We start from the raw sequence: 1,946 nt of genomic DNA on the forward strand, positions 1-1,946 counted from the left end.
TCCAGCCAGTGGCGCAGGCTCAGCTCCTCCATCTTGTCTTCGGCCACCAGCATCAGGCCGGAGAGCAGGATCAGCAGCACCACCCCGGCGCCGCCGAGCGCCATGATCAGGCGGCGGCGCAGGCTCGGCAGGCTCATGCGCTCACCAGTCGGTAGCCCTGGCCGTGCAGGGTCTCCAGCATGGGAGTGGGGAAGGGTTTGTCGAGTGCGTTGCGCAGGGCATAGATATGGCTGCGCAGGGCATCGGAGTCGGGCTCCTCATCCCCCCAGACGGTGTCGAGCACCTCCTGACGGCTGACGATGGCGGGGGCGCGGCGGGCCAGCAGGGCGAGGATCCGGAACGGGATCTTGCCGAGCTTGAGGGGCTCACCGGCGCGGGTGGCGCGGCCGCTGGCGACATCGACCGTCAGATCGCCAAAGCTGATGGCCCCCACATCGCCGCGCGGGCCACGCAGGCTCAGAGCTTGCAGCCGTACCTCCAGCTCCTCCATGGCGAACGGCTTGACCAGATAGTCGTCGCCACCGGCCTTGAACCCCGCCAGCTTGTCCTCCAGGCTGTCGCGGGCGGTGAGAAACAGCACGGGAGTGGCAATCCCCTGCTCGCGCAGGCGCGCCACCGTGCTGAGGCCATCGAGGCGCGGCATCATCACATCCATGATGATGACGTCGAAACGCTGATCCTCCAGCAGTTGCAGCGCCGCCTGACCGTGATAGGCACAATCGAGGCGGTGACCGGCCAGCTCCAGATAATCCATGATGGTTTCCGCCACCTGAGGATTGTCTTCCACTACCAAAATCTTCATGCTTTGCTCTCCTGGTTGGCGAGCGTTTCACGCTCTTTTCACACCGGATTCGGCATCCTGTTTGCCAGTGTAACCCCGAGGATCCCTGATGAAGAAGTCTCTCTGCGCCCTTCTGTTGCTGATCTTGTTGCCACTTGGCACCGCACAGGCGACCGAATTCAAACTGACCGGCCGCACCACCTGGCAGCTTGGCCAGTTGATGGTCAACGGCATGCCGTTCGTGATCGACGACCAGACCCGCTTCAAGGATTGGCTCAACGAGGATGACCTCGGCGGTACCTGGGTCGAGATGAAGGGGGTGGTGGAGAACGGCGTGCGCTATGTGCGCAAGGTCGAGGCCCTCGACGAAGATGACAAGGACGAAATGGATCTGGAGGGGCCGGTCGAAGGGGGGCGGATCTGGGGCTACACCACCTCGGATAACAGTCTGGCGCCGTTTGAAGGGCGCTGGCTCGAGCTGGAGTGCAAGTTTGACGGCATGCGCCTGAGCCGCTGCCGCGAGGATGACTGATCCGATCTCTGCGTTCCGATTAGAAATGCTCCCGAATGAAGCCCATGCTTGTCCTGCATGGGCTTTTTGTTCAGGGACGAACGAAGATGGAACAATCGAGAAAGTGGTGTGCATGGATGCTGGGTGTGCCGCTCTGGGCGGCGCAGGCGGGAGCCGACGAATTGTGGCTGGTGGAGCTGGAGTACAGCGACGGCATCCGCCTGCAATTTCAGGGGGCCGAGGTGGAGCTGGGCAGTGCCGCCGTCTGGCGGCAGGGGGAGATTTGGCCACAGCCACTCAAACCCGGCGACCAGCTCGCCCTGCTGGTGGCCGATGGCGTTGCCACCCGGATTGAGCTGCTGGCCGCCAGAGCCCCGCTGGCCAATCAGCCCTGGCAGCGGGCGCAAGATCGCCTGCAATCCTTCGATGACCGGCAGCTCACGTTGGCCACCCTGGGCACTGTGCCACTCAATCCGCAGGTGCGCTGGGTCAACGGCTCGGTCGCCGATCTGCACGCCGGGAGCGAGCTGGTATTGATCCGTTCGGCGGATGGAATATTGCAGGGAATTGAAGTGATCAATCCGGAAGAGTAATTCAGCATCTTCTTATTTAATATGGTTTCACCATATTGTGGCAGCCATTAAATAATGGCTG

Annotated in this window: 3 protein-coding genes and 1 pseudogene; 2 read left to right on the forward strand and 2 right to left on the reverse strand. The window is 62.4% G+C overall.

The features are described from left to right. Together L972_RS21700 and L972_RS01580 are read right to left on the reverse strand one after the other, a co-directional pair. A pseudogene (locus L972_RS21700) lies at positions 1-137 on the reverse strand (sensor histidine kinase); the annotation flags it as partial. Then, a complete protein-coding gene (locus tag L972_RS01580) occupies positions 134-802 on the reverse strand; it encodes a response regulator transcription factor (RefSeq protein WP_047434725.1) in 669 nt (222 codons plus the stop codon). The pseudogene L972_RS21700 and the gene L972_RS01580, both read right to left, overlap by 4 nt. Positions 803-890: 88 nt before the next feature. Between L972_RS01580 and L972_RS01585 the strand changes: the two genes are divergently transcribed. Continuing rightward, the gene (locus L972_RS01585; protein WP_005340092.1) at positions 891-1,313 is read left to right on the forward strand and encodes a hypothetical protein; all 423 of its coding nucleotides are present in this window, start codon (positions 891-893) and stop codon (positions 1,311-1,313) included. Between the two features lie 86 nt (positions 1,314-1,399). Next, positions 1,400-1,885, forward strand: coding sequence for a hypothetical protein (locus L972_RS01590; protein WP_047434727.1), 486 nt, complete (start codon positions 1,400-1,402; stop codon positions 1,883-1,885). Positions 1,886-1,946 lie beyond the last annotated feature (61 nt).

The organism is Aeromonas sp. ZOR0001 (assembly GCF_000801015.1).
GTDB classification, from domain to species: Bacteria; Pseudomonadota; Gammaproteobacteria; order Enterobacterales; family Aeromonadaceae; genus Aeromonas; species Aeromonas veronii.

Excerpts from the sequence above, each read along its gene's own strand:
- L972_RS01580 (WP_047434725.1), bottom strand. The coding sequence starts at position 802 with ATGAAGATTTTGGTAGTGGAAGACAATCCTCAGGTGGCGGAAACCATC.
- L972_RS01585 (WP_005340092.1), top strand. The coding sequence starts at position 891 with ATGAAGAAGTCTCTCTGCGCCCTTCTGTTGCTGATCTTGTTGCCACTT.
- L972_RS01590 (WP_047434727.1), top strand. The coding sequence starts at position 1,400 with ATGGAACAATCGAGAAAGTGGTGTGCATGGATGCTGGGTGTGCCGCTC.